Origin of the sequence: Ramlibacter sp. (assembly GCF_035627355.1) — a bacterium.
In the GTDB taxonomy this organism is placed as follows: domain Bacteria; phylum Pseudomonadota; class Gammaproteobacteria; order Burkholderiales; family Burkholderiaceae_C; genus Ramlibacter.
In genome coordinates this window covers 49,163-72,902 of sequence record NZ_DASPLW010000030.1, presented here as the reverse complement: position 1 = coordinate 72,902, position 23,740 = coordinate 49,163, and the positions used below count along the sequence as shown (strand labels likewise).

Here is a 23,740-nt window from a genome sequence, read left to right as displayed (position 1 = left end):
AATGAACGCGCGACCGAGGCGGGCTTACCGGTAGCGGGCGGAACTGATGAACTGGCTGAAGGACTCGCACCACACGATCACCGTGTCGTACTGCGACACGTCGACCGATTCGGGCACCGGCACCACGAAGTTCTCGAAGGTGCGGACGTCCCCGATCCGCACCATCCTCGGCTTCAGGCGCGCGAAGTCCGCCTCCGTCTCGACGAACTCCGGCGACAGGTAGAGCTTGTAGTCCGGCCCCGGCGCCAGCCGGCCCGCCAGCGCGATGCTGCGAGGCCCGACCGAGACCGTGCCCTCGCCCCAGTGCAGCAGGTCGCTGTCCTTGAGGTCGCGGCGGAACTGGCCGGAATAGCGGGCCTGGCCCGCGGCAGCCGTGACTTCGGTCGGGGATGGCGCCGCCGGCGCGGTGAGCACCGGCAGCAGATAGATGCCGAGCGCGAAGCCCGCGGCGAACACCGCGGCGTGCGAGACGAGCAGCAGGAGCTTCTTCATGGCCACGGCCCCCGTGAGGTTGGCGGTGGCTGAACTCTAGATCGGTGCCGGCGCCGATCCAAGCGGAATGCAGAACTACCGCGACTAGAGCGCGCCGGACAAGCCGTGGGTGCGACGCACCAGGGTAGGCATTTGCGGGTCGCGGATGAAGCGGTAGGCGACGTAGATGCGAAGGGCGACTGCGGCGACGAAGCCGCCGACGACGACAAGAGAAGGAAGCATTGCGGGTTCTCCGAGGGCTGTGGGTTGTTCCCTTCATATAGGGATAACCCTTGGTTTTTCCACTCGGTCAGTGCTTCTACGTAGCGGCGACCGCCCAGCTCAGGCGCCTCTCGCCCCACCGCTTACGAGAACAACCCCTTGTACTGCTCCCGCAGCAGGTTCTTCTGGACCTTGCCCATGGTGTTGCGCGGCAGCGCGTCGGCCACGAAGCAGCGCTTGGGGATCTTGAAGTTCGCCAGCTGGGCCTTCAGGGTGGCGATGATCCCGTCGGGGTCCAGCTGCGCACCGTCCCGGGGGATCACCACGGCCACGCCGACCTCGCCGAAATCCGGGTGCGGCACGCCGACCAGCGCACTTTCCGCGATGCCGGGCAGCTCGTTCATGAAGCCCTCGACCTCGGCCGGATAGACGTTGTAGCCGCCGCTGATGATCAGGTCCTTGCTGCGGCCGACGATGGTGACGTAGCCGCGCTCGTCGATGCGGCCCACGTCGCCCGTCCTGAACCAGCCGTCGGCGGTGAATTCCTCGGCGGTCTTCTCCGGCATGCGCCAGTACCCCTTGAACACGTTGGGACCGCGCACCTGGATGCCGCCGATCTCGCCGGTGGCCACTTCCGCTCCGTCGTCGCCCACCACGCGCAGGCCCACGCCCGGGAGCGGGAAGCCCACCGTGCCGCCGCGCCGTTCGCCGCCCTCATAGGGATTGGAGGTCAGCATGATGGTCTCGCTCATGCCGTAGCGCTCCAGGATGGTGTGGCCGGTGCGCTCGCGCCAGGCGTTGAAGGTTTCGATCAGCAGCGGCGCGGAGCCGGAGATGAACAGCCGCATGTTGCGCACCGCCGTTCGGTCGAGTGCGGGCTCGGCCAGCATGCGCACGTACAGCGTCGGCACGCCCATGAACACGCTGGCGCGCGGCAGCACGGCGATCACCTTCTTCGGGTCGAACTTCGCGAACCAGATCATGCGGCTGCCGTTGAGCAGCGCGCCGTGGATGGCGACGAACAGGCCGTGCACGTGGAAGATCGGCAGCGCGTGCACCAGCACGTCGCCCGGCATCCAGCCCCAGTAGTCCTTGAGCACCTGCGCGTTGGACAGCAGGTTGCCATGCGTGAGCATCGCGCCCTTGCTGCGGCCGGTGGTGCCGCTGGTGTAGATGATGGCCGCCAGGTCGTCGGCTCGCCGGGTGGCCGGCTCGTGCCGGTCCGGGTGCTGGGCAGCGCGGTCCAGCAGCGAACCGGTGCGGTCGTCGCCGAGCGTGAAGACGTTGCGGGTGCCGGCCTTGAAGGCGATCTTGCTGACCCAGCCGAAGTTCTTCGGCGTGCAGACCACCACGGCCGGTTCGGCGTTGCCGATGAAGTACTCGATCTCGGCGCTCTGGTAGGCCGTGTTCAGCGGCAGGAACACGTAGCCGGCCCGCAGCGTGGCCAGGTACAGCATCATGGCCTCGACCGACTTCTCCACCTGCACCGCGATGCGCGAACCCTCGGGCAGCTGCAGCGAGGCCAGCAGGTTGGCGATCATGGCCGTGCCGCGGTCCAGGTCGCGCCAGCTGTAGGCCAGCTCGTCCTCGGTCTCGACGGCGATGGTGTCCAGGTCTTTCGGGAAGGCCGCGCGGAGGGCGGCGAAGAGGTTGTCGTTGCTCATGGGATCGTCGGCTCAGAAACGGGGCTTGCGCTTCTCCAGGAAGGCCGCCACGCCCTCGCGGTGTTCGGCGGCCGGTGCATAGCGGTAGGCGGCGGCGAGTTCGGCGGCGGCCGCGCCGGCGCGTGCCGGATCCTGCTGCTCGCGCAGGGCGCGCAGGGTGCGCTTGTTCAGGCGCGCGGCCTGCGGCGCCAGCGAGGCTATGCGCCCCGCCAGGTCATCGCAGCGCGCCGCCAGTTCGGCGGGCGCGACCAGGTGCTGCAGGAACCCGCGCGCCTTCATCTCCGCCGCGTCCAGCACCGCCGCCTCGAGCAGCATCTGGCGCGCCGTGCCCTCGCCTGCGGCGCGGGCGACCAGGTCTGCCTCGCGCGGGGCCATCGGGAACCCGAGCCGCGCGATCGGCGCGCCGAAGCTGGCGTCGGCCGCGGCGAGGCGGATGTCGCAGCAGCTGGCGATCTCCATGCCCGCGCCCATGCAGGCGCCCGCGATGCAAGCGAGGACCGGCGCGTCGCAGTCCAGCATGGCCTGCAACGCGCCCCAGACGTCCTGCTCGTGGAAGTCGCGCAGCGAGGCTTCGTCGAAACGGAAGTCGGCGTACTCCGAGATGTCGCCGCCGGCGCAGAAGGCAGAGCCCTCGCCCTGCACCACCACGCAGCGCACGGCGGCGTCGGTCTGCAGCTGCCGGAAGACGGCACGCAGCTCCCGCCACATGGCACGCGACATGGCGTTGAGCTTGCCGGGATGCGACAGCAGCACCCGGGCGACCGGGCCCTGGGAGTCGAGCCGAACCTGTCCTGGCATGTCTGGGGAAAGCGATGCGCGGTCGTGAACCTGGAAACTCAACCGTACAGGTCCTCGATGGCCCCGGCTATCGGGATTTCTCCCCGCGCCAGCATGGCCCGGTGCTTGTCCAGGCGCTTGAGGTCGTACAGGTAGTTCACCATCAGCCCGAACGACTGCTTCAGCCCCTTGGGCGAGGGATCGGCACCCCAGTTGAGGCGCTCCACGCGGGCGCCGTTGCCCAGGTGGAAGCGCGCGACCGGGTCGCAGGGCCGGCCCTGGTCCGTTTCGCGCGCCAGGTAGCGCGCGGCCCAGGCGAGCAGTTGCGCCCGATGCGGCGACTTGGGGCCCAGCGACAGCGGATCGTCCAGCGCCGCCAGCAGTTCGGCCGGCGCGCGCTTGTTCATCCAGCTGCGCAGGGTCGGAATGGGCGACAGGGTGGCGAAGGTCTTGAGCCGGGGGAACTCGGCCTTCAGGGTCTCAACCACGCGCTTGATCAGGGAGTCGCCGAAGCTCACGCCCTTCAGGCCGCGCTGCGTGCTGCTGATCGAATAGAAGATCGCCGTGCTGGCGCGCGCCGTGTCCGAAGCCGGCCCGGCTTCGTCCAGCAGCGGCGTGATGCTGTCGGCCATGCGGTCCATCAGCGCCACCTCGACGAAGATCAGCGGCTCGCCCGGCAGGCGCGGGTGGAAGAACCCGTAGCAGCGCCGGTCGCTGTCCAGGCGGTTCTTCACGTCGGCCCAGCTGCGGATGTCGTGCACCGCCTCGTACTGGATCAGCTTTTCCACCAGCGAGGCGGGCGAATCCCAGCTGATGCGCTGCAGTTCCAGGAAGCCGACGTCGAACCAGGTCGAGAACAGGCCCTCCAGCTCCGCGTCCAGGGCCAGCAGGCGGCGGTCCGACTTCAGTTGCGGCAGCAGCTCGGCCCGCAGGTCCACCAGGAAGCGCATGCCGTCCGGATAGCCGGCGAAGCGCTGCAGCAGGCGGGTGCGCGGCGACATGAAGGCCCGCCGCAGCCGGATCTCGGCCTGGGCTTCCTCGGCGGTACCGATCGCCGCCTCGTACTGCTCGCGCGCTGCCTTGACCTCGGCCGCATCGGGTGCGAACTGCTCGCTCATCAGCAGCCAGCAATCGCGCCGTTCCTCCGCCTTGGCACTGGCGTACCAGTCGGCGAACGCATGGGCCAGCCGGGCGCCCTCCACCTCGCTCACGCGCGGATCGACAACGGCCTGGAGTTCGGACAGGATGCGGCGCAACGCGCGCGGCGACAGCGCCTCGGGGCCCCGTCGCAAGGTCGCCTTCAGGCGCTCGCTGGTCGAGCGGGGGGCCACGGCAGAGGCCGGCGCCGGCGTGTCCAGCTGGGGGCGCAACGCCGCCATGCCGCGGCTGATCCAGTCTCCCGCCTTCATGCCGCCACCCCGGCACGCGGGCGCCGCTGCGCCCACAGCCACAGCGCGATGCCGAAGGCGATCATCGGCACGCACAGCCACTGGCCCATGCTCAGGCCGGTCTGGTCCTTCAGCCACATCAGGTAGGCGTCGGGCTCGCGGAAGAATTCGGCGATGAAGCGGAACACGCCGTAGCCGACCAGGAACATGGCCGAGACCTGGGCCTCGCGCCGCGGCTTGCGGGCGTACAGCCACAGCAGCACGAACAGCAGCACCCCTTCCAGCAGGAACTGGTAGACCTGCGACGGATGCCGCGGCGCCATCGAGCCGCTGTGCGGGAACACCATGCCCCAGGGCAGCGAGGGGTCGGCGAAGCGGCCCCACAGCTCGCCGTTGATGAAGTTGCCGACGCGGCCGGCCGCCAGCCCCAGCGGAACGCAGGGCGCGACGAAGTCCATCACCTGCCAGAACGGCTTGCCGCGCGTGCGCGCGAACCACCACTGCGATGCGATCACGCCCAGCATGCCGCCGTGGAAGCTCATGCCGCCCTGCCAGATGAAGAAGATCTCCAGCGGGTGGGTCGCGTAGTACGCCGGCTTGTAGAACAGGCAGTAGCCCAGGCGCCCGCCGGCGATCACGCCCACCACCCCCAGGAACAGCGCGTCCTCGACGTCGCGCCGGCTCCAGGCACCCCGGCCCTGCACCGAGGCGAAGGGTTCGTGCTTCAGCCGCCGCGTGGCCAGCCAGTAGAACAGGGCGAAGGCGGCCAGGTAGGTCAGGCCGTACCAGTGCACGGCGAGCGGACCGATCTGCAAGGCGATCGGGTCGATCTTCGGGTACATCAGCATGCGGGCATTGTGCCCGCTGCCCTCACCCGCCCGCGGCCACCTGCCCGCGTGCGAACGCGATGAAGCGCGACAGTGCCGCGCCGGGCGCCGGGCGCCACACCAGGCTGGTCTCGCAGCGCGGCACCTGGCGCGCGGCGGCGCCGCCGATGGCGCGATAGACCACGCCGGCGCGCTGGAACTGGCGCACGCTCTCGGGCACCCAGGCCAGCCCCAGTCCGGCCGAGACCAGGTTGACAATGGTCTGCATCTGGATCGCCTCCTGCGCCACCTCCGGCTCCCGCCCCGCGGCGTGGTACAGGCCGAACAGCGCGTCGTGTAGCGAAGGCAGGATGCGGCGGGGGAACAGCACCAGCGGCTCGGCCAGCACGCGCGCCAGCGGCAGGCTGCGCGCCGCAGCCAGCGGGTGCTGCTCGGGGATGGCCAGCACCAGCGGCTCCTGCGCGATGCGCAGGTGGTCCAGGCCGGCCGGCGCGAACCCCGGCGAGTGCAGCAGGAAGCCGGCGTCCACCTCGCCGCTCGCCATGGCGGGCAACTGCACGTCGGCGGTGGCCTCGACCAGGTCGAGCCGGATGCGCGGATGCCCGGCGTGCCAGGCCTGCACCCAGCGGGGCAGGAAGGTGAAGCCGACGGTGGAGACGAAGGCAAGGCGCAGGTGGCCGGCCTCGCCCTCGGCGGCCGCGCGCGCCACGGCCGGCAGAGCGCGCGCCCGCTCGAGCAGCGCGACGGCCTGGGGCAGCAGCGCCTCGCCGGCCTCGGTGAGCTGCACGCTGCGCCGCGTGCGGTCGAACAGGCGAACGCCCAGCAGGCGCTCGAGCTGCGCGATCGCCTGGGTGAGCGGCGGCTGCGTCATGTGCAGGCGGGCGGCGGCGCGGCCGAAGTGCAGCGTCTCGGCGACGGCAACGAACTGGCGCCACAGCCGCAGCTCGATGGGGGGCTCTTTCATATGCAGAGCATATCAATCAGCCATCGAAAATGGATTGGAAGCAATCACCGGGCCGCCGCATACTTGCCGGCTGCCTTCCCTTTCCGGAGATCCCATGGCCACCGAGCAACCGATCCGCCTGCACCTGCGCAGCGACAACATCACCCAGGGCAAGTCCCGCGCGCCCAACCGCTCCATGTACTACGGCATGGGCTACCAGCCCTCCGACTTCGGCAAGCCGATGGTCGGCGTGGCCAACGGGCACAGCACCATCACCCCCTGCAACAGCGGCCTGCAGAAGCTGGCCGACGCGGCCATCGCCGGCATCGAGGAAGCCGGCGGCAACGCGCAGGTGTTCGGCACGCCGACCATCAGCGACGGCATGGCCATGGGCACCGAGGGCATGAAGTACTCGCTGGTCAGCCGCGAGGTCATCGCCGATTGCGTGGAAACCTGCGTGCAGGGCCAGTGGATGGACGGCGTGGTCGTCATCGGCGGCTGCGACAAGAACATGCCCGGCGGCCTGATGGGCATGCTGCGCGCCAACGTGCCCGCCATCTACGTCTACGGCGGCACCATCCTGCCCGGCAAGTGGAAGGGCCAGGACCTGAACATCGTCAGCGTGTTCGAGGCGGTGGGCCAGAACGCCGCCGGCAAGATCAGCGACGAGGAGCTGACCTGCATCGAGCAGCACGCAATTCCCGGCACCGGCTCGTGCGGCGGCATGTACACCGCCAACACCATGTCGTCGGCCTTCGAGGCGCTGGGCATCTCCCTGCCCTGGTCGTCCACGATGGCCAACCCGCACGACGAGAAGCAGAACTCGGCCAGGGAATCGGCGAAGGTGCTGATCGAGGCGATCAGGAAGGACATCAAGCCGCGCGACATCGTCACCCGCAAGTCGATCGAGAACGCGGTGGCGGTGATCATGGCGATCGGCGGCTCCACCAACGCGGTGCTGCACTTCCTGGCCATTGCGCATGCGGCCGGCGTCGAGTGGACCATCGACGACTTCGAGCGGGTGCGCCAGAAGACGCCGGTGATCTGCGACCTCAAGCCCTCGGGCCAGTACCTGGCGGTCGACCTGCACCAGGCCGGCGGCATCCCGCAGGTGATGAAGATCCTGCTCAACGCCGGCCTGCTGCACGGCGACTGCATCACGATCACCGGCCAGACCATCGCCGAGGTGCTGAAGGACGTCCCTGACCAGCCGCGCGCCGACCAAAGCGTGATCCGTCCCATCGACAAGGCGCTGTACAAGCAGGGCCACCTGGCCATCCTCAAGGGCAACCTGTCGCCCGAGGGCTCGGTGGCCAAGATCACCGGGCTGAAGAACCCGGTGATCACCGGGCCGGCCCGCGTGTTCGACGACGAGCAGTCGGCGCTCAAGGCCATCCTGGACGGCAAGATCAAGGCCGGCGACGTGATGGTGCTGCGCTACCTGGGGCCCAAGGGCGGCCCCGGCATGCCGGAGATGCTGGCACCCACCGGCGCGCTGATCGGCGCCGGCCTGGGCGAGAGCGTGGGCCTGATCACCGACGGCCGCTTCTCCGGCGGCACCTGGGGCATGGTGGTCGGCCACGTGGCGCCGGAAGCGGCGGCGGGCGGCAACATCGCGCTGGTGCAGGAGGGCGACTCCATCACCATCGACGCGCGCCAGTTGCTGCTGCAGGTGAACGTGTCCGACGAGGAGCTGGCCAAGCGCCGCGCCGCGTGGAAGGCCCCGGCACCGCGCTACACGCGCGGCGTGCAGGCCAAGTTCGCGTTCAACGCCTCGAGCGCGAGCAAGGGCGCGGTGCTGGACAACTTCTGATCGGCGTTCGTCGCCGCCGTCCTACACGGGGGCGCGCGACCGCTTCCTAGCATGGGGGCTCCCCACAGGAGACCTCCATGGACACCACCTCGGTGTGGCGCGCGACCGCGCCCGGACCCGGCTTCGCGAAGCTGCAGGGCAACCAGTCATGCGACGTCCTGGTGGTGGGCGGCGGCATCACCGGGGTGACCACGGCGCTGCTGCTGGCCGAACAAGGGCGCAAGGTCGTGTTGCTGGAGGCCGGCGGGATCGGCAGCGGCGCGACCGGCCACTCGACCGGCAATCTCTACGTCACCACCAGCCTGGGGCTGGCCGCCATCGCGTCCGCCTGGGACAAGTCGGTTGCCCGCGAGGTGGTCCGCCAGCGCGGCGCCGCCATCGACTTCATCGAGCGGCAGTGCCGGGAGCTGCCGGCGGCCGCGTTCACCCGCTGCGGCCACTACCGGTATGGGCGCTTCGCGCAGGACCACGCCGCCATCGAGAAGGAGTACCGGGCACTGTCCGACGCGGGCTGCGCCGTGCGCATGGAGGACTCGGTGCCCGGCGGACTGCCGCCGCCGTCCGGATCGGTGCTGCTGCTGCCGGACCAGGCGCAGTTCCAGCCGCAGGCCTACGTGCGCGGGCTGGCGGCGCGCGCGGCCAAGGCGGGTGCCGCGGTGCACGAGCAGTCGCGCGTGCTGGAACTGGACACCCAGGCGCGCACGGCCAGGACCGCCGACGGCTCGGTCAAGGCCGCCGAGATCGTGCTGGCCACGCATTCGCCCAAGGGCGTGCACCTCGTCCATGCCGAGATGCCGGTGCACCGCGAATACGCGGTCGCCTTCGAGGCGGGCGAAGTGGACCACGGGGCCGGCATCTTCTGGTGGCAGGGCGACGAGAGCCTGTCGATCCGCATGCACGAACACGAGGGCCACCGCTACCTGGTGGCGGTGGGGCCGGAGCACAAGGTCGGCACCCACAACGCCAAGGCGGCCCTGATGGCCGTCGAGGCCATGGCCAACAGCTACCTCAGCCCGGGCCAGGCGGTCCATCGCTGGTCGGCCCAGAACTACCGGTCGCACGACGGACTGCCCTACATCGGGCGCGACCGCTCGGGCTGCTTCATCGCCAGCGGCTTCGCCACCGACGGACTGACCTGGGGAACGGTCGCCGCGATCGGCATCGCGGGCCAGCTGGCGGGGCGTGGCGATGCCTTCATCGATCGCTGCGCGCCGGGTCGCTTCACGCCGGCCAAGGGCGCCAAGGCCCTGCTGGAGGAGAACGCGACCACCGTGCGGTCGCTGGTGGAGGGCTACCTCACCCGCGGCCAGCAGGAACACCTGGCCAGCCTGGCGCCCGGCGACAGCGCCATCGTGGAAGCGGAAGGCGAAACCGTGGCCGCCTGGCGCGCCCCCGACGGCGAGCTGTTCGCCGTCTCGCCCGTGTGCACGCACATGGGCTGCAAGGTGCACTGGAACAGCGTGGAGACCAGCTGGGACTGCCCCTGCCACGGCAGCCGGTTCAGGCCGGACGGCACGGTGATCGAGGGTCCTGCGCTGGCACCGCTGGCGCGCAGGCCGGTGGCGCTGGGCTGAGGCGGCGGAACTGCGCCGGTGGAGAGCCGGCGCGGATGATCCGGTCCGAAGACGGGCGCGCTCAGCGCTTCTTGCGCGGCGCCATGCCCATCGCGGCGCGGCTCTTGTCGATGCGGGCCTGGCGCTTCTCGTTTTCCTTCTGCACGGCCTTCTTCTTGGTGTAGCCCGACCAGTCGGCCCAGGCCCACCAGAGGACCGCAAGGCCGAACGGCGCCAGCACCACCCACCACTCCCATTCGGCCACCGGGCCGATCGCCAGATACTTCATGGCCGCCAGCAGGATCCCGAGACCGAGGAACAGCATCACATCTCTCCGCAATAACCCGCATTTCGCCGCGGTCCCCAGGTCAGCCGGGTCAACCGCGGTCGGTACAATGACGTTGAGCACTGTAACCCAACCATAGAGGATCGCTCCCATGAAACGTGTCCTGTTCGCCCTTGCTGCCACGGTCGCCGTGGCCGGTCCGGCCTTCGCCGACCAGGCGCTGGCCCAGGCCAAGAACTGCATGGCCTGCCACGCGGTGGACAAGAAGCTGGTCGGCCCGTCGTACAAGGACGTCGCCAACAAGTACGCGGGCCAGAAGGACGCCGTCGACAAGCTCGCCGTCAAGATCCAGAAGGGCGGCTCCGGCGTGTGGGGCCCGGTCCCGATGCCGGCCAACACCCAGGTCAGCGATGCCGAAGCCAAGAAGCTGGCAGCGTGGGTGCTGACGCTGAAATAAGCCGATCGAACGCCATGAGAAAGGCCCGCGGAAGCGGGCCTTTCTCGTTGGGGCTCATCTCGCCCCCGCTCGCCGATCCCTCGTCAGTTCTTCTCCGCCAACTGCTCCAAGATCGCCGGGTTCTCAAGCGTCGTCGTGTCCTGCGTGATCGCCTCGCCCTTTGCGATCGAGCGCAGCAGGCGGCGCATGATCTTGCCGCTGCGGGTCTTGGGCAGGTTCTCGCCGAAGCGGATGTCCTTGGGCTTGGCGATCGGGCCGATCTCCTTGGCCACCCAGTTGCGCAGCTCGTTGGCGATCTGCCTGGCCTCCTCGCCCTTCGGGCGCGGCCGCTTGAGCACGACGAAGGCGCAGATCGCCTCGCCGGTCAGCTCGTCGGGGCGCGCCACCACGGCCGCTTCGGCCACCAGGTCGGTCTTGGCGACCAGCGCCGATTCGACTTCCATGGTCCCCAGCCGGTGCCCCGACACGTTCAGCACGTCGTCGATGCGGCCGGTGACGCGGAAGTAGCCGCGTTCCTTGTCGCGCACCGCGCCGTCGCCGGCCAGGTAGGTGCGGCCGCCCATCTCCTCGGGGAAGTAGGTCTTGCGGAAGCGGTCCGGGTCGCCCCAGATGGTGCGGATCATGGCCGGCCAAGGCCGCTTGATCACCAGCATGCCGCCCGAGCCGTTGGGCAGCTCCTTGCCGGTCTCGTCCACGATGGCGGCCATGATGCCCGGCAGCGGCAGCGTGCAGGACCCCGGCACCAGCGGCGTGGCACCCGGCAGCGGCGTGATGACGTGGCCGCCGGTCTCGGTCTGCCACCAGGTGTCGACCACCGGGCAGCGCTCGCCACCGACGTTCCGGTAGTACCACATCCAGGCTTCCGGGTTGATCGGCTCGCCCACGCTGCCCAGGATGCGCAGCGAGGACAGGTCCCAGTTCTTCGGGTGGACCTTCTCGTCGCTCTCGGCGGCCTTGATCAGCGAGCGGATGGCAGTGGGCGCCGTGTAGAACACGCTGACCTTGTGGCGCTCGATCATCTGCCAGAAGCGGCCGGCGTTCGGCCAGGTCGGGATGCCCTCGAACATCACCTGGGTGCAGCCGGCCGCCAGCGGGCCGTAGACCCCGTAGCTGTGGCCGGTGACCCAGCCGATGTCGGCGGTGCACCAGAACACGTCCTCGGGCCGGATGTCGAACACCCAGTCCATGGTGAGCTTGGCCCACAGCACGAAGCCGCCGGTGGCGTGCTGTACGCCCTTGGGCTTGCCGGTCGAACCGGAGGTGTAGAGCACGAACAGCGGGTGCTCGGCGCCCACCGGCACCGGCTCGCACTGGTCGGGCTGGCCCTTGAGCACCTCCTCGAAGGTCTTGTCGCGCCCGGCGACCATGTTGCAGGCCGTGGGCGTGCGCATGTAGACCATCACCGAACGGATGGTGTCGCAGCCGCCCATGGCGAGGCCTTCGTCGACGATGGCCTTGAGCGGCATCTCCTTGCCGCCGCGCATCTGGTAGTTGGCGGTGATCACGGCCACCGCGCCGGCGTCGATGATGCGCTCGTTCACCGCCTTGGCCGAGAAGCCGCCGAACACCACGCTGTGGGTGGCGCCGATGCGGGCGCAGGCCTGCATGGCGACCAGGCCCTCCACCGTCATCGGCATGTAGATCAGCACCCGGTCGCCCTTCTGGATGCCCTGGGCCTTCAGTGCGTTGGCGAAGCGGCTGACGCGCAGCAGCAGGTCCTTGTAGGTGTACTTGGTGACCGTGCCGTCGTCGGCCTCAAAGATGACCGCGGTCTTGTTCTCCACCGGCGTGCCCACGTGCTTGTCCAGGCAGTTGGCGCTGGCGTTGAGCTCGCCGTCCTCGAACCACTTGTAGAAGGGGGCTTCCGACTCGTTCAGCGTCTTGGTGAACGGCTTGGTCCACACCAGGTTGTCGCGCGCCAGCTTGGCCCAGAAGCCCTCGAAATCCTGCTCGGCCTGCTTGCACATCGCCTCGTAGGCGGCCATGCCGGAGATGCGGGCGCCGCGCATCGACGCTTCGGACGGGGGGAAAACGCGGTTCTCGACGAGGACCGATTCGATGGCGCTCATGCTCTTGTCTCCGGATGGGGTTGAAAGATGGCGGGCACTGTCAGACGGACCACTTACAGGTCACTGACTGTCGCAAGCTTACAAGTTACCGGGAACCCACGGTCCTGTCATGGGGCAAAACTACAATGCCGCCCGGCCTTTCGCATCACCCAAAAGACTCAATGCCCCACGACAACCCGCTCCGGAGCGGTCCCCTGCGTCCCCTGCCCAACCTGATCTTCGCCAGCCGCTGGCTGCAGCTGCCCCTGTACCTGGGACTGATCGCCGCGCAGGCGGTCTACGTCTTTCACTTCTGGGTGGAACTGGTGCACCTGCTGGAAGCCGCCTGGGGCAACCAGGACGCGCTGGACAAGCTGGTCGGCAGCATCGGCTACAAGACCTCGGCGCCCATCACCTCGCTGAACGAGACCGTGATCATGCTGGTGGTGCTGGCACTGATCGACGTGGTCATGATCTCCAACCTGCTGATCATGGTGATCGTGGGCGGGTACGAGACCTTCGTCAGCCGCATGAACCTGGAAGGGCACCCGGACCAGCCGGAGTGGCTGAGCCACGTGAATGCCTCGGTGCTGAAGGTGAAGCTGGCCACCGCCATCATCGGCATCAGCTCGATCCACCTGCTCAAGACCTTCATCAACGCGGACAACTACACCGACCGCGTGCTGATCGCGCAGACGGCGATCCACATCACCTTCCTGCTGTCGGCGATGGCGATCGCCTACACCGACAAGATCATGGCCAACGCGGCCGCGGCCAGCGCGCACCACTGAGCGGGCATCCCGCCGCTTGGATTGATCGGGTCATCATCCGCGCAGGCGGAGGATCCAGTCCGGCGCGGAGCGTCGTCCTCGCGAAGAAACCCGGGGCATGGCCCCGGGTGCTTGCTAAACCGCCTCCAGCGCCAGCAGCCCCGCCGCGGTGTTCGAGATCGGGATGTGGTAGTTCGAATGCACCTTGCGCACGGGCCCCGACAGGGCGCCACGCGCGGCAATCCACATCAGCAGTTCGATGCCCTGGGTGCCGGTCTTCTCCACCAGCTCGTGCACGCTGAACTGCGTGGCCCACTCCGGCTCGTTGACCATGCTGTCCATGAACTTCAGGTCGAACGGCTTGTTGATGAAGCCGGCGCGCGGGCCATCGAGCTGGTGCGACAGGCCGCCCGTGCCGACGACGACCACGCGCCGGTCGCTGTCCCAGGAGCGGATCGCCTCGCCCACCGCCTGCCCAAGCGCGTAGCAGCGCCTGGCCGAGGGCAGCGGGTGCTGCACGGTGTTGATGCACACCGGCACGATGGTCACCGGGCAGGTGCCCTCCGGCCAGAACAGCTTGAGCGGCAGCGTGATGGCATGGTCCACCAGCATTTCCTGGCAGGTGGTGATGTCGAAGTCGCGCGCGACCAGGTGCTCGATCAGGTGCCAGGACAGGTCCAGCTCGCCGCGGAACGGCGGCAGCGTGGGGATGCCCCAGCCCTCGTCGGCGTTGCGGTACTCGGGCGCGGCGCCGACAGCGAAGGTCGGCATCTTGTCCAGGAAGAAGTTCAGGCCGTGGTCGTTGTAGAAGATCACCGCCACGTCCGGCTTGACCTCGCCCAGCCACTGCTGGACCGGGCCGTAGCCGTCGAAGAAGGGTTTCCAGTAGGGCTGCTGCTGCAGGCCCTTGGCGATGGCGCCGCCGATCGCGGGCACGTGCGAGGTGGTGATGCCACCGAGGATGTTGGCCATGTGTCTGTCTCCGGGTACTGGTGGTGGTTTCAGGAAGCCAGGGTGTCCGGCTGTTCGTTGGCCCGCACCAGCATGGCCTTGAATTCGTCCTTGCTCAGGCCGGTCTGCGCGGACCCCAGGTCCTGCACGTCCAGGCCCAGGATGCCGGCGAACTTGGCCAGGTAGTAGACGTTGCCGCCCTCGGCCAGCAGGCCCAGCACGTCGCGCTCGCGGATCGCGCGGGCCTGTTCCCCGTTCAGGCCGTAGCGCTGCATGTAGCCGGCCTCGTCGGCGCGGAAGGCCTCGCGGTTGGCCGCCTCGTTGAAGGAAAAGCACATGCGGTTCAGCGCATAGCCCTTGCGGGCCTGGGCGCCGTCGAACAGCGTGGTGCCCGGAATGGGTGGGTATCGGTCCATGTCGTCTCGCTCGTTGTGAAGAAAGGCCCACCCACTATTCCGCCCCCTCGGCGAAACCACACTGATCCAGATCAAAACGGACCCGGACCTTGACGAAGATCAAGCGATCTGGAATTACGTTTAGTGAAACGCGTTTCGCAATAGTAAATTGCAACCCGCACCCGCCGGGCGGTGCGATCAAGACCAGGAGACGCCTGCATGGGGACCTACGCGTACCCGCGCTTTCCCTACCAACCCCCGACGGACCTGCGGTCCGATCCGCCGCAGCGGCGCCCGCTGGTCGTGGTGGGGGCCGGCCCGGTCGGCCTGGCGGCCGCCATCGACGCCCGCCTGCAGGGCATCCCGGTACTGCTGCTGGACGAGGACGACAGCGTCTCGATCGGCTCGCGCGCCGTCTGCTACGCCAAGCGCGCGCTGGAGATCCTGGACCGGCTCGGCGTGGGCGACCCGCTGGTCGACAAGGGCGTGGGCTGGAACGTCGGCCGCACCTTCTTCGGCGAGGAGGAGGTCTACCGCTTCGACCTCGTGCCCGAGCCGGGCCACAAGCGCCCCGGGATGATCAACCTGCAGCAGTACCACCTGGAGGAGGCGCTGGTCGCGCGCGCCACCGCGCTGGGCACCGACCTGCGCTGGAAGCACAAGGTGGTCTCGGTCCAGCCGGCCAGCGACCACGTGCGCCTGCAGGTGGAGACGCCCGACGGCCTGTTCGCGATCGAAGCCGACTGGCTGGTGGCCGCCGACGGCGCCCGCAGCCCGATCCGCCGCATGCTGGGGCTGGACGTGGACGGCCGCATCTTCATGGACCGCTTCCTGATCGCCGACGTGGTGATGAAGGCCGAGTACCCGGCCGAGCGCTGGCTGTGGTTCGACCCGCCCTTCCACCCGAACCAGACGGTGCTGCTGCACAAGCAGGCCGACAACGTCTGGCGCATCGACTTCCAGCTGGGCTGGGACGCCGATCCGGAACAGGAGAAGAAGCCGGAGAACGTGATCCCGCGCCTGAAGGCCATGCTGGGCGAGCGCCCCTTCGAGCTGGAGTGGGTCAGCGTGTACACCTTCCAGTGCCGCCGCATGAAGGACTTCCGCGCCGGCCGCGTGCTGTTCGTCGGCGACGCCGCGCACCAGGTCTCGCCCTTCGGCGCGCGCGGCGCCAACTCCGGCTTCCAGGACGTCGACGACCTGATGTGGAAGCTGCGGCTGGTGATGGCCGGCCAGGCACCCGAGCGCCTGCTGGACACCTACAGCCAGGACCGCGTCTACGCCGCCGACGAGAACCTGCTGAACTCCACCCGGTCCACCGACTTCATCACGCCCAAGAGCCGGGCCAGCAAGACCTTCCGCAATGCGGTGCTGCACCTGGCGCGCGAGCACGCCTTCGCGCGCAAGCTGGTGAACTCGGGCCGGCTGTCGGTGCCCAGCTTCCTGGCCGAATCGCGCCTGAACACTCCCGACGGCGACGCCTTCGACGGCCAGATGGTCCCGGGCGCGCCCATGGACGATGCGCCGGTGCGCGTGGACGGCCGCGACGGCTGGCTGCTGGACCAGGTCGGCGAGGGCTTCCGCCTGCTGGTGTTCGCCCCGTCCGCGCAAGCGGTGCCGGCGGGCTGGCGCGACAAGCTGGCCGGACTGGCGCAGGACGCGATCCCCGTGACGGCGCTGGTCGTCACGCCCGACGGCGGCGCCCTGCCCGGCTGCACGGTCGCGCAGGACACCGCCGGCCTGGCCGCGCGCCGCTACGACGCGCGCGACGGCGCCGTCTACCTGGTCCGCCCCGACCAGCACGTGGTGGCCCGCTGGCGCGGCTTCGACGCCGCCCGCGCGCGCGCCGCCGTGGCCCGTGCCACCTGCAACGACTGAAGGAAGGACGACCCATGCCGCTGCAACTCGCCCCCAACTTCGCCGAGCCTGGCAAGCGCTACTTCCGCGACTTCAGCCCCGGCGACGACTTCTACGAAGCGCTGATCGACGCCCACCGCGACCTCAGCGACGAGCAGAGCGAGCAGCTCAATGCCCGGCTGGTGCTGCTGCTGTGCAACCACATCGGCGACCTGTCCGTGCTGCGCGAGGCGTTCGCGCTGGCCCGCAAGGGCCTGGACACCTGATTCCCTGCCCCCAACCCGAGAGGAGACGACCCATGCCCATCCGCAAGATCCACCACGTCGCGTACCGCTGCAACGACGCCAAGGAAACCGTCGAGTGGTACGAGAAGCACATGAACATGAAGCTGGTCCTGGCCATCGCCGAGGACCAGGTGCCGTCCACGCGCGACCCCGACCCCTACATGCACCTGTTCATGGACGCCGGCAACGGCAACGTGATGGCGTTCTTCGAGATCCCCAACTCGCCGCCCATGGGCCGCGACCCCAACACCCCCAACTGGGTGCAGCACATCGCCTTCGAGATCGACAGCCTGGACGAGCTGAAGGCGGCCAAGGCCCGGCTGGAGGCCAGCGGCATCCCGGTGATCGGCATCACCGACCACACCATCTTCCAGTCGATCTACTTCTTCGATCCCAACGGCCACCGGCTGGAGCTGGCCGTCAACACCGGCACGCCCGACATGTACAAGCGGCTGGACGAGGTGAAGTACGAAATGGTCGAGGAGTGGGCGCGGACGCGGAAGGCGCCCAGGCACGCGGCCTGGATGCACGAGAAGGAATTCGCGACCCCGGCCTGAGCGGGAACCTTCCGCGGCGGCGGACGCTCCACTCCTGCCGGGTGGTCGCCCGAAGGAGGATGAGCCATGTTCGCCGCCGTCTGGATCCTCGGCCTGCTGGCCCTGGTGCTGTGGAGCCTCACGATGTGGGGCGTGCATGCGCTGTGGACCGCGCTGGTCGACGTGAGCTGGGACGTGGCGGTGAACCGCCTGCCCACGCTGCAGCTGCCGCCGCCCCTGGAGCCCTGGTTCGGCGAGGCCTGGCGCCAGTGGCTGGAGGCGATAGGCCCCTGGCTGGCGCAAGCCGCCCCGGCCCTGGACTCGGTCACCGGCTGGGCCGCCAGCGCCATGCCGGTGCTGATCTGGATCACCTGGGCCGTGGGCGCCCTCGTCCTGCTGCTGCTCACCGCGGTCTTCGGCGGCATCGTGTCCTGGTGGCGCGGGCGGCGCCAGCCGGTCGCGGGGACGTGAGCCTCGACCGCCCTCAGAACTCCTCGGTATCCACCTCGGCGCGCGACTGCGTGCTGTAGCGGTTGCCGCTCACGGTCTGCTGGTTGATCTGCGCTTCCAGGCGAGCGACCAGCCCGGCGTCCAGCTTCAGGTCGGCCGCGCCCAGGTCCTCGTGCAGGTGCTCGACGCTCGTCGTGCCCGGGATCGGGATGATGTCCTTCCCCTTGTGCAGCAGCCAGGCCAGCGCCAGCTGCGCCGGCGTGCAGCCGGCTTCCCTGGCCAGTGCCTTGTAGCCGGGCAGCAATCGCAGGTTGCGCGCATGGTGCTCCGGCGCGAAGCGCGGCATCGCGCGGCGGATGTCCTTCGCATCCAGCGCATCGACGTCGTGGACCGCATCGCACAGGAAGCCGCGTCCCACGGGGCTGAAGGCTACGAAGGTGACGCCCAGCTCGCGGCACGCGTCCAGCACCGCGATCTCGGGATTGCGCGTCCACAGCGAGTACTCGGTCTGCAGCGCCGCGATCGGATGCACCGCATGCGCCTTGCGCAGCGTCGCCGCCGAGACCTCGGACAGGCCCAGAGTGCGTACCTTGCCCTGCTCCACCAGGCGGCTCATGGCGCCCACGCTCTCCTCGATCGGCACCTTCTTGTCCCAGCGATGCAGGTACCAGAGGTCGATCACGTCGGTCTGCAGCCGGCGCAGGCTGTCTTCGCAGTTCCTGCGGATCGCCTCCGGCCGGCCGTCGATCACCCGCCGCACCACGCCGTCCTCGCCCGCTACGCCGGCCATGCCGCCTTTGCTGGCCAGGGTCAGGCGCTGGCGATGCGGCTTGAGCACGCGGCCGACCAGCGTCTCGTTGGCGCCGAAGCCATACAGCGCGGCGGTGTCGAACAGCGTCACGCCCGCGTCCAGCGCCGCCAGCAGCACCCGCTCCCCCTGCTCCGCCGACGGCGGCGTGCCATAGGCATGGCTGAGGTTCATGCAGCCGAGGCCGATGGCGGAGACGTTGAAGGGGCCGAGTTGACGCGTGTGCATGGTCGTGGATGGCAAATGCGAGTTGATATCGGGCAAGCCTAACGGATGCTCGCGCGCGCCGCTGCCCCACTGCCCGGTGGCCTTGTCCCGCGCCCTCGAAGCGCGACGTGCGACACGGCCGACACCACCGTCGGCACCGGCTGGCAGCCCGATGCGCCGAACGGGGCTGCCCGGCTTCACGCGCTCGACCTATGGTGGATGCCTTCGACGACTTGCACCAAGGAGTACGCACATGAAGGACAACCGCACCGACAAGCCCCTGGCCAAGGGCCAGGCCACCGACAAGGACAAGAACCACAAGGCCGCCACAGGCGCCGGGGCGGTAGTGGGTGGCGCGGCCGGCGGCGTTGCCGGCGGCACGGCGGCTGGCGCCGCCATCGGCGGCATGACGGGCCCCGTCGGCGCGGCCGTCGGTGCCGCAGCGGGGGCCGTGGTCGGCGCGCTGGCCGGCAAGGGCATCGCCAAGGCCGTGGACCCCAAGGCCGAAGACCAGTACTGGCGCGAGAACTATTCGAGCCGCCCGTACATCGCCAGCGGTTCGACCTACGACGACTACGGTCCGGCCTACCGGCACGGGGTGGACAGCTACACGCGCTACCCGGATCGCAACTTCGACGAGATGGAGCCCGAACTGCGCCGTGACTGGGACAGCTCGCGCGGCCAGTCCAAGCTGGAGTGGGAGCACGCCCGGCATGCGTCGCGCGACGCCTGGGACCGGGTGAAGAACTCCGCCGAGCGGGCCATGCCCGGCGACTCCGATCGCGACGGCCGGTAACGGGACGAGCGGTCGCGCAAAGGGGGCCTCGTGGCCCCCTTTGTCATGCCGCCCCGGCGCGGCAGTGGGTGGGTGGATCTACCGCTCAGGACGCCAGCTGGCCCATCGCGAACACGGAGACGGGAATCCGCCCCGCCAGCTCTTCGGCTGTCTGCGACAGCCAGCACAGCCGTTTCTGCTCCTCCAGCGCGGCCTTGCGTTCCTGCTCGAGTTCCTTCGGCGTGAGCTCCTTTTCGTCCTCGATGACGATGCGGATGTCCTGGTCGGCGAGTACCGCCGTGCTTTCTTTCTTTGCCATGGCGCGCATTGTCGGGTTTTCCCGGATCTTCGCCAGCAGAACCTGCCGAAAACCTCACTCAGCCATCGCCGGCCCGCGTGTCACTTGACAGCGGGCCGGCGACCGGTTTTGGACAGCCGATCAGTGTCGGCGCCACTGGTCCGGGGCGCGGTCGAAACGGTTGGGCACGCCGTCACCGTCGCGGTCGCGATCGAACCGGTTGGGGACGCCGTCGCGGTCGCGGTCGCCGCGCGGGCCGAAGCCGGCACGGCCCGCCGGCCCCGCATGTTGCGGGGCCACGACCCACTGGGCGGCGACCCACACGCGGCGGTTCGGGCCGACCTGTTCCCAGTGCCCGGGGACGAAGGTGCGCTGCGGCCCGGCGTGGGTGTGCACGACCCGCGGCGCAGGAGCGACGACGTAGGCCGCGGTGTGCGCGGAGGCAGCGCCGGCCATCAGCAGGGTGCCGGCCAGCAGGGTGATGGAAGCGGTCTTGCCCATCTCGCATCTCCTTTTGGGATTGGGGTGCTGCGATGGTGGCGCCCGAAGCTGTCGGGTTCGCGAAGCCGGTGCGAACCTGTGTGAAGAGTGCAATGCCGCGGCGAACGCGGGCGCGCCAGCGCGGGCCGTAACGGCCCGCCCGGTCCCTGCTTACATGTCGTGGGCGCAGGCGCCTCCGACCGACCGCGCGGCCTCGGTGGGCGTCGGCGTGCCGTCATCGAGGGTGGTGGTGATCCGGACCTGCTCGACCACCTGTGCCGGTGCCGTCGCCGGCGCCACGGCCGAGGCGACCGTCGCTACGACGCCCTGCGCTTCATCGGCCGACACCGGGGGCACGGCGGGCGGCACGAGGACGGCGGCGACAGACAGCCCGGCGACGAGAACCGCCGCACCCACTCCCGCCCAGCGGGGCCGGTGCTGTCCAGTGTCCGTCGGCGCGGTGGCATGGCCCTTCCCCGGCATGGCTTGCTGATGACGAGCCAGGTAGCACATGGGGACCTCCTGTGTGTCGGTGAGGCGTGAGCAACCAGTATCCGCCTCCCTCGCGGCCATGCAAGGCAGCACACGCGCCGGCTTGTGAACCGCCGGCCTCTTCGGCATCACGACGTTACCGGCAGCCCCGCACGAGGCCGGTACGGACGCTCACGCCCGTGGCTTGGGCCCGAAGATGACGTCCAGGCCGTCGTCGTGGACCTGCAGTTGCTCCGGCACGAAGCCCATGGTGTCCGGTAGCGCGAGGTCCCGCGGCGAAAACTGGTGCAGCACGACCTCGCCCACCTGGGCGGCCAGGCCCGGCAGCAGGCCCTGCACCAGCTCGAGGGCATCGCTGGTCAGTCCCGGCCAACGCACCGCCAAAGCTTCCGGGCTGTGGGCGCGCACCGTGCGGTCGGCCGGCTCGTAGCGCAGGGCGAAGACCAGGTCCATCTCGCCGGGCGGCACCGGCCCCACGCCGGGCCCGCCGACCTGCGCCTCCAGCGCCGCGCCGATCCGGTTGCGCGCGGGCAGCAGCAGCAGGCGCGGCGCACGGATCTGGATCTCGAGCAGGCCCGGCATCCCGAAGCGCACGGGAAAGCGGGCCGACAGCATGGTGTGCAGCTGGCCCGCCGAGATCTTCTGGTGCGGGCGGGGCGGATCGTCCTGGGCCAGCAGGCGGCCCATGGGCCAGCCCAGGAGGTTGGCGAGGATCAGGCGCCGGTTCATGGCGCCCATTCTCCGCCGCATCGGCGCCGTCCAGGCGCCGGGTGCGGCGACCGGCCGCTCAGGCGAGCTGCTGCTCCAGCTGGTGCAGCACCTCGTAGCACGGCAGCACCTGGGCCACGCTGGCGTTGGGCTCGCGACTTTCGCGGATGGCGGCGACGAATTCGCGGTCCTGCAGCTCGATGCCGTTCATGGACACGTCGACCTTGGACACGTCGATCTTCTCGTCCTTGCCGTTGAACAGGTCGTCGTAGCGGGCGATGTAGGTCGCCGTGTCGCCGATGTAGCGGAAGAAGGTGCCCAGCGGGCCTTCGTTGTTGAACGACAGGCTCAGCGTGCAGATGGCGCCGTTCTCGGCCTTGAGCTGGATGCTCATGTCCATCGCGATGCCCAGCGTGGGATGGATGGGGCCCTGGATCGCGTTGGCCTTCACCACCTTGCTGCCGGTCTGGTACTGGAACAGGTCGACCGTGTGCGCGGCGTGGTGCCACAGCAGGTGGTCGGTCCAGCTGCGCGGCTGGCCCAGCGCGTTCATGTTGGTGCGCCGGAAGAAATAGGTCTGCACGTCCATCTGCTGGATGTGGAACTCGCCGGCCTGGATGCGCTTGTGCACGAACTGGTGGCTGGGGTTGAAGCGGCGGGTGTGGCCGCACATGGCGACCAGGCCGGTCTTCTTCTGCAGCTCCACCACCGCGCGGCCGTCCTCCAGCTTGTCGCACAGGGGGATCTCCACCTGCACGTGCTTGCCGGCCTTCAGGCAGGCCATGGCCTGCGCCGCGTGGATCTGCGTCGGCGTGCACAGGATGACGGCGTCGACGTCGTCGCGCGCCAGGGTCTCGTCCAGGTTCGTGGTGGCGTGGCCCACGCCGTACTTGGCGGCCACTTCCCGGGTCTTGTCCAGCTCGCGGCCGATCACCGAGGTGACCTGCACGCCGTCGATCAGCTTCAGGGCGTCGAGGTGCTTCTGGCCGAAGGCGCCGGCGCCGGCCAGGGCGATGCGAAGGGTCTTGCTCATCACGTGTTCTCCAGGATCAGGTGCCCGACGGCGGTGTTGGACGCAGGCACATGGTAGAAGCGGTGCTTCACGACGGGCTTGTTCCTGCCGCCCGCGACGTCGGCCATCGCGCCGCGCGCGATCAGCCACATCACCAGCTCGATGCCCTCGCTGCCGGCCTCGCGCACGTACTCGATGTGCGGCACCTCGGCCAGGCCCTGCGGGTCGTCGACCAGGCGGTCCAGGAAGCGGTTGTCCCACTCCTTGTTGATCAGGCCGGCGCGCGGACCCTGCAGCTGGTGGCTCATGCCGCCCGTGCCCCAGACCTGCACGTTCAGGTCACCGTCGAAGCTCTCGATCGCCTTGCGGATCGCCTGCCCCAGCATGAAGCAGCGCTTGCCGCTGGGCACCGGGTACTGCACCACGTTGACCGCGAACGGGATCACCTTGAACGGCCAGGCCTCGGGCTGGCCGCACATCAGCGACAGCGGCACCGTCAGGCCGTGGTCCACGTCCATCTTGTTGACGATGGTGAGGTCGAAGTCCTGCTGGATCACCGATTGCGCGATGTGCGAGGCCAGCTCCGGGTGACCCTCCACCTTGGGCACCGGGCGCGGGCCCCAGCCTTCGTCGGCCACCGCGAACTCGGCGGCCGTGCCGATGGCAAAGGTCGGGATGATCTCCAGGCTGAAGGCGGTGGCGTGGTCGTTGTAGACCAGGAACACCACGTCGGGCTTGTTCGCCTTGATCCACTCGCGCGAGGGCTCGTAGCCGGCGAACACCTTCTGCCAGTACGGCTCCTGCGTCTTGCCCAGGTCCATCGCCGCGCCGATGGCCGGCACGTGCGAGGTGTAGACGGATGCGGTGATGCGGGCCATTTATTTCTGCTCCTTCGCGGGTGGGGTCCACGTCGACGGGCGCCCGCCGCCGATCATCATGTCGCGGTATTCCTCTTCGGACATGCCGGTCATGGAGCCAGCCATCTGCTGGAAGCTCTTGCCGTCGGTGGCGCCGATCTTGGCCAGGAAGTAGATGTTGCCGCCGAGCTGGATGCAGCGGTTCAGGTCGCGCGCCAGCACGGCCTGCTTCTGCTCCTCGGTCATGGGCCACTCGTCCAGGTAGGCCCGCTCGTCGGCCTTGAAGCGCTCGCGATTGGGCGCCTTCATCAGCGACATGCAGAACTGGTTGAGCCAGTAGCCCTTGCGGCTCTGGTCGGCGTCGAAGATGGTCGTGCCGGGCACGTCCTTGTACGGTTTGTCAAGCGGCAT

28 protein-coding genes are annotated in these 23,740 nt (G+C 69.2%); 9 read left to right on the top strand and 19 right to left on the bottom strand.

Translation table 11 applies throughout. The features are described 5' to 3' along the window. Positions 1–24: 24 nt before the first annotated feature. From VEC03_RS08470 to VEC03_RS08440, 7 genes are all read right to left on the bottom strand, one after another. The gene (locus VEC03_RS08470; protein WP_324914344.1) at positions 25–492 is read right to left on the bottom strand and encodes a DM13 domain-containing protein; all 468 of its coding nucleotides are present in this window, start codon (positions 490–492) and stop codon (positions 25–27) included. Between the two features lie 84 nt (positions 493–576). Continuing rightward, positions 577–714: a hypothetical protein gene (locus tag VEC03_RS08465; protein ID WP_324914343.1), complete on the bottom strand. Its 138-nt coding sequence runs from the start codon at positions 712–714 to the stop codon at positions 577–579. A 122-nt stretch (positions 715–836) separates the two neighbouring features. Next, entirely contained in the window at positions 837–2,357 is a 1,521-nt protein-coding gene (locus VEC03_RS08460) for a malonyl-CoA synthase (RefSeq protein ID WP_324914342.1), read from the bottom strand. A gap of 12 nt (positions 2,358–2,369) precedes the next feature. Then, positions 2,370–3,155 carry an enoyl-CoA hydratase/isomerase family protein gene (locus VEC03_RS08455; RefSeq protein WP_324914340.1) on the bottom strand — a complete coding sequence of 262 codons (786 nt, stop codon included), beginning with the start codon at positions 3,153–3,155 and terminating at the stop codon, positions 2,370–2,372. A 38-nt stretch (positions 3,156–3,193) separates the two neighbouring features. Beyond that, positions 3,194–4,543 (bottom strand): malonyl-CoA decarboxylase, encoded by a 1,350-nt coding sequence (locus VEC03_RS08450; protein ID WP_324914339.1) that lies wholly within the window; start codon positions 4,541–4,543, stop codon positions 3,194–3,196. Next, positions 4,540–5,370: a prolipoprotein diacylglyceryl transferase gene (gene lgt, locus VEC03_RS08445; protein ID WP_324914337.1), complete on the bottom strand. Its 831-nt coding sequence runs from the start codon at positions 5,368–5,370 to the stop codon at positions 4,540–4,542. Before lgt ends, VEC03_RS08450 begins: the two co-directional genes overlap by 4 nt. A gap of 22 nt (positions 5,371–5,392) precedes the next feature. Next, the gene (locus tag VEC03_RS08440; protein ID WP_324914336.1) at positions 5,393–6,313 is read right to left on the bottom strand and encodes a LysR family transcriptional regulator; all 921 of its coding nucleotides are present in this window, start codon (positions 6,311–6,313) and stop codon (positions 5,393–5,395) included. A gap of 94 nt (positions 6,314–6,407) precedes the next feature. Between VEC03_RS08440 and ilvD the strand changes: the two genes are divergently transcribed. Together ilvD and VEC03_RS08430 are read left to right on the top strand one after the other, a co-directional pair. Continuing rightward, on the top strand, positions 6,408–8,105 hold the full coding sequence (ilvD, locus tag VEC03_RS08435) for a dihydroxy-acid dehydratase (protein WP_324914335.1): 1,698 nt from the start codon (positions 6,408–6,410) through the stop codon (positions 8,103–8,105). A 77-nt stretch (positions 8,106–8,182) separates the two neighbouring features. Beyond that, positions 8,183–9,679, top strand: coding sequence for an FAD-dependent oxidoreductase (locus VEC03_RS08430; RefSeq protein WP_324914333.1), 1,497 nt, complete (start codon positions 8,183–8,185; stop codon positions 9,677–9,679). 61 nt (positions 9,680–9,740) lie between these two features. Here the strand turns inward: VEC03_RS08430 and VEC03_RS08425 are convergent, their stop codons facing one another. Further along, positions 9,741–9,983, bottom strand: coding sequence for a TIGR04438 family Trp-rich protein (locus VEC03_RS08425; RefSeq protein WP_324914332.1), 243 nt, complete (start codon positions 9,981–9,983; stop codon positions 9,741–9,743). A gap of 112 nt (positions 9,984–10,095) precedes the next feature. Here VEC03_RS08425 and VEC03_RS08420 point away from each other — a divergent pair, with 112 nt between their 5' ends. Continuing rightward, entirely contained in the window at positions 10,096–10,401 is a 306-nt protein-coding gene (locus VEC03_RS08420; protein ID WP_324914331.1) for a c-type cytochrome, read from the top strand. Positions 10,402–10,484: 83 nt separating this feature from the next. Here the strand turns inward: VEC03_RS08420 and acs are convergent, their stop codons facing one another. Beyond that, the gene (gene acs / locus VEC03_RS08415) at positions 10,485–12,470 is read right to left on the bottom strand and encodes an acetate--CoA ligase (RefSeq protein ID WP_324914329.1); all 1,986 of its coding nucleotides are present in this window, start codon (positions 12,468–12,470) and stop codon (positions 10,485–10,487) included. A gap of 161 nt (positions 12,471–12,631) precedes the next feature. On the opposite strand from acs, the gene VEC03_RS08410 reads away from it, so the two are divergent. Continuing rightward, entirely contained in the window at positions 12,632–13,240 is a 609-nt protein-coding gene (locus VEC03_RS08410; protein ID WP_324914328.1) for a YqhA family protein, read from the top strand. 114 nt (positions 13,241–13,354) lie between these two features. On the opposite strand, the gene VEC03_RS08405 is transcribed toward VEC03_RS08410, so the two are convergent. Together VEC03_RS08405 and VEC03_RS08400 are read right to left on the bottom strand one after the other, a co-directional pair. After that, positions 13,355–14,191, bottom strand: coding sequence for a class III extradiol dioxygenase family protein (locus VEC03_RS08405; RefSeq protein ID WP_324914326.1), 837 nt, complete (start codon positions 14,189–14,191; stop codon positions 13,355–13,357). A 29-nt stretch (positions 14,192–14,220) separates the two neighbouring features. After that, positions 14,221–14,586: a protocatechuate 4,5-dioxygenase subunit alpha gene (locus tag VEC03_RS08400; RefSeq protein WP_324914324.1), complete on the bottom strand. Its 366-nt coding sequence runs from the start codon at positions 14,584–14,586 to the stop codon at positions 14,221–14,223. Positions 14,587–14,784: 198 nt separating this feature from the next. Here VEC03_RS08400 and VEC03_RS08395 point away from each other — a divergent pair, with 198 nt between their 5' ends. The 4 genes from VEC03_RS08395 to VEC03_RS08380 all read left to right on the top strand — a co-directional run bounded on the left by VEC03_RS08395 (position 14,785) and on the right by VEC03_RS08380 (position 17,713). Continuing rightward, positions 14,785–16,443, top strand: coding sequence for an FAD-dependent oxidoreductase (locus VEC03_RS08395; RefSeq protein WP_324914323.1), 1,659 nt, complete (start codon positions 14,785–14,787; stop codon positions 16,441–16,443). Positions 16,444–16,457: 14 nt separating this feature from the next. Beyond that, a complete protein-coding gene (locus VEC03_RS08390; protein WP_324914322.1) occupies positions 16,458–16,688 on the top strand; it encodes a DUF2783 domain-containing protein in 231 nt (76 codons plus the stop codon). A gap of 32 nt (positions 16,689–16,720) precedes the next feature. Beyond that, entirely contained in the window at positions 16,721–17,263 is a 543-nt protein-coding gene (locus VEC03_RS08385; RefSeq protein WP_324914320.1) for a VOC family protein, read from the top strand. A gap of 66 nt (positions 17,264–17,329) precedes the next feature. Then, on the top strand, positions 17,330–17,713 hold the full coding sequence (locus VEC03_RS08380; RefSeq protein WP_324914319.1) for a hypothetical protein: 384 nt from the start codon (positions 17,330–17,332) through the stop codon (positions 17,711–17,713). Positions 17,714–17,726: 13 nt separating this feature from the next. On the opposite strand, the gene VEC03_RS08375 is transcribed toward VEC03_RS08380, so the two are convergent. Beyond that, positions 17,727–18,728 (bottom strand): aldo/keto reductase, encoded by a 1,002-nt coding sequence (locus VEC03_RS08375; RefSeq protein WP_324914318.1) that lies wholly within the window; start codon positions 18,726–18,728, stop codon positions 17,727–17,729. 232 nt (positions 18,729–18,960) lie between these two features. Between VEC03_RS08375 and VEC03_RS08370 the strand changes: the two genes are divergently transcribed. Further along, positions 18,961–19,503: a hypothetical protein gene (locus VEC03_RS08370; protein ID WP_324914316.1), complete on the top strand. Its 543-nt coding sequence runs from the start codon at positions 18,961–18,963 to the stop codon at positions 19,501–19,503. A gap of 85 nt (positions 19,504–19,588) precedes the next feature. On the opposite strand, the gene VEC03_RS08365 is transcribed toward VEC03_RS08370, so the two are convergent. From VEC03_RS08365 to ligA, 7 genes are all read right to left on the bottom strand, one after another. Next, positions 19,589–19,801: a hypothetical protein gene (locus tag VEC03_RS08365; RefSeq protein WP_324914315.1), complete on the bottom strand. Its 213-nt coding sequence runs from the start codon at positions 19,799–19,801 to the stop codon at positions 19,589–19,591. A gap of 120 nt (positions 19,802–19,921) precedes the next feature. Further along, complete coding sequence (locus VEC03_RS08360; protein WP_324914314.1) at positions 19,922–20,281, bottom strand: thrombospondin type 3 repeat-containing protein; 360 nt, start codon at positions 20,279–20,281, stop codon at positions 19,922–19,924. 150 nt (positions 20,282–20,431) lie between these two features. Further along, on the bottom strand, positions 20,432–20,773 hold the full coding sequence (locus VEC03_RS08355; protein WP_324914312.1) for a hypothetical protein: 342 nt from the start codon (positions 20,771–20,773) through the stop codon (positions 20,432–20,434). A 150-nt stretch (positions 20,774–20,923) separates the two neighbouring features. Further along, on the bottom strand, positions 20,924–21,481 hold the full coding sequence (locus VEC03_RS08350) for a DUF1439 domain-containing protein (RefSeq protein WP_324914311.1): 558 nt from the start codon (positions 21,479–21,481) through the stop codon (positions 20,924–20,926). A 58-nt stretch (positions 21,482–21,539) separates the two neighbouring features. Then, entirely contained in the window at positions 21,540–22,493 is a 954-nt protein-coding gene (locus VEC03_RS08345) for a Gfo/Idh/MocA family oxidoreductase (protein WP_324914310.1), read from the bottom strand. Continuing rightward, positions 22,493–23,350 (bottom strand): class III extradiol dioxygenase subunit beta, encoded by an 858-nt coding sequence (locus VEC03_RS08340; protein ID WP_324914308.1) that lies wholly within the window; start codon positions 23,348–23,350, stop codon positions 22,493–22,495. The genes VEC03_RS08345 and VEC03_RS08340 overlap by 1 nt, the downstream gene beginning before the upstream one ends. Beyond that, on the bottom strand, positions 23,351–23,740 hold the full coding sequence (gene ligA / locus VEC03_RS08335) for a protocatechuate 4,5-dioxygenase subunit alpha (RefSeq protein WP_324914306.1): 390 nt from the start codon (positions 23,738–23,740) through the stop codon (positions 23,351–23,353). It lies immediately after the preceding gene.

Bases quoted from the DNA above. Each gene is read 5' to 3' on its own strand.
- VEC03_RS08350 (WP_324914311.1), bottom strand. From the start codon at position 21,481: ATGAACCGGCGCCTGATCCTCGCCAACCTCCTGGGCTGGCCCATGGGC.
- VEC03_RS08460 (WP_324914342.1), bottom strand. From the start codon at position 2,357: ATGAGCAACGACAACCTCTTCGCCGCCCTCCGCGCGGCCTTCCCGAAA.
- VEC03_RS08465 (WP_324914343.1), bottom strand. From the start codon at position 714: ATGCTTCCTTCTCTTGTCGTCGTCGGCGGCTTCGTCGCCGCAGTCGCC.
- VEC03_RS08395 (WP_324914323.1), top strand. From the start codon at position 14,785: ATGGGGACCTACGCGTACCCGCGCTTTCCCTACCAACCCCCGACGGAC.
- VEC03_RS08430 (WP_324914333.1), top strand. From the start codon at position 8,183: ATGGACACCACCTCGGTGTGGCGCGCGACCGCGCCCGGACCCGGCTTC.
- acs (WP_324914329.1), bottom strand. From the start codon at position 12,470: ATGAGCGCCATCGAATCGGTCCTCGTCGAGAACCGCGTTTTCCCCCCG.
- VEC03_RS08400 (WP_324914324.1), bottom strand. From the start codon at position 14,586: ATGGACCGATACCCACCCATTCCGGGCACCACGCTGTTCGACGGCGCC.
- VEC03_RS08405 (WP_324914326.1), bottom strand. From the start codon at position 14,191: ATGGCCAACATCCTCGGTGGCATCACCACCTCGCACGTGCCCGCGATC.
- VEC03_RS08455 (WP_324914340.1), bottom strand. From the start codon at position 3,155: ATGCCAGGACAGGTTCGGCTCGACTCCCAGGGCCCGGTCGCCCGGGTG.
- VEC03_RS08360 (WP_324914314.1), bottom strand. From the start codon at position 20,281: ATGGGCAAGACCGCTTCCATCACCCTGCTGGCCGGCACCCTGCTGATG.
- ilvD (WP_324914335.1), top strand. From the start codon at position 6,408: ATGGCCACCGAGCAACCGATCCGCCTGCACCTGCGCAGCGACAACATC.
- lgt (WP_324914337.1), bottom strand. From the start codon at position 5,370: ATGCTGATGTACCCGAAGATCGACCCGATCGCCTTGCAGATCGGTCCG.
- VEC03_RS08440 (WP_324914336.1), bottom strand. From the start codon at position 6,313: ATGAAAGAGCCCCCCATCGAGCTGCGGCTGTGGCGCCAGTTCGTTGCC.
- VEC03_RS08450 (WP_324914339.1), bottom strand. From the start codon at position 4,543: ATGAAGGCGGGAGACTGGATCAGCCGCGGCATGGCGGCGTTGCGCCCC.
- VEC03_RS08340 (WP_324914308.1), bottom strand. From the start codon at position 23,350: ATGGCCCGCATCACCGCATCCGTCTACACCTCGCACGTGCCGGCCATC.
- VEC03_RS08410 (WP_324914328.1), top strand. From the start codon at position 12,632: ATGCCCCACGACAACCCGCTCCGGAGCGGTCCCCTGCGTCCCCTGCCC.
- VEC03_RS08365 (WP_324914315.1), bottom strand. From the start codon at position 19,801: ATGGCAAAGAAAGAAAGCACGGCGGTACTCGCCGACCAGGACATCCGC.
- VEC03_RS08390 (WP_324914322.1), top strand. From the start codon at position 16,458: ATGCCGCTGCAACTCGCCCCCAACTTCGCCGAGCCTGGCAAGCGCTAC.
- VEC03_RS08420 (WP_324914331.1), top strand. From the start codon at position 10,096: ATGAAACGTGTCCTGTTCGCCCTTGCTGCCACGGTCGCCGTGGCCGGT.
- VEC03_RS08345 (WP_324914310.1), bottom strand. From the start codon at position 22,493: ATGAGCAAGACCCTTCGCATCGCCCTGGCCGGCGCCGGCGCCTTCGGC.
- ligA (WP_324914306.1), bottom strand. From the start codon at position 23,740: ATGCCGCTTGACAAACCGTACAAGGACGTGCCCGGCACGACCATCTTC.
- VEC03_RS08370 (WP_324914316.1), top strand. From the start codon at position 18,961: ATGAAGGACAACCGCACCGACAAGCCCCTGGCCAAGGGCCAGGCCACC.
- VEC03_RS08375 (WP_324914318.1), bottom strand. From the start codon at position 18,728: ATGCACACGCGTCAACTCGGCCCCTTCAACGTCTCCGCCATCGGCCTC.
- VEC03_RS08470 (WP_324914344.1), bottom strand. From the start codon at position 492: ATGAAGAAGCTCCTGCTGCTCGTCTCGCACGCCGCGGTGTTCGCCGCG.
- VEC03_RS08425 (WP_324914332.1), bottom strand. From the start codon at position 9,983: ATGCTGTTCCTCGGTCTCGGGATCCTGCTGGCGGCCATGAAGTATCTG.
- VEC03_RS08355 (WP_324914312.1), bottom strand. From the start codon at position 20,773: ATGTGCTACCTGGCTCGTCATCAGCAAGCCATGCCGGGGAAGGGCCAT.
- VEC03_RS08385 (WP_324914320.1), top strand. From the start codon at position 16,721: ATGCCCATCCGCAAGATCCACCACGTCGCGTACCGCTGCAACGACGCC.
- VEC03_RS08380 (WP_324914319.1), top strand. From the start codon at position 17,330: ATGTTCGCCGCCGTCTGGATCCTCGGCCTGCTGGCCCTGGTGCTGTGG.